The sequence below is a fragment of the uncultured Dokdonia sp. genome (genome assembly GCF_947492815.1).
In the GTDB taxonomy this organism is placed as follows: domain Bacteria; phylum Bacteroidota; class Bacteroidia; order Flavobacteriales; family Flavobacteriaceae; genus Dokdonia.
In genome coordinates this window covers 1-290 of the sequence record NZ_CANLOB010000121.1, presented here as the reverse complement: position 1 = coordinate 290, position 290 = coordinate 1, and the positions used below count along the sequence as shown (strand labels likewise).

At 38.3% G+C, this 290-nt stretch carries 1 protein-coding gene; it reads left to right on the top strand.

Annotation, left to right across the window (positions count from 1 at the left end):
* On the top strand, positions 1-290 hold a 290-nt coding region (locus Q1A01_RS23785), incomplete at both ends, for a hypothetical protein (protein WP_299686097.1).

Sequence of the window (290 nt, the reverse complement as noted above, 5' to 3'; positions counted from 1 at the left end):
CACCTTACTTTAGCTGGAGCCAATACAGCCGATGCTTCGATTCCTGATCCAACAGCATTTACTAATACCATAACTCCTCAGATTGTATTTGCAAGGGTAACCGATAATATTACAGGTTGTTTTTCAACAGAACCTTTACGTATAGAAGTGTTTTTACTACCTGTAGCTGTTGTTCCAGCAGATTTAGAAGTGTGTGATGATGATAATGATGGAGTTTTTGATGCCTTTGTTTTATCAAATGTAGATGCAGAGATTACTGCGGGAGATACCAACCTTACGGTTGTGTATTA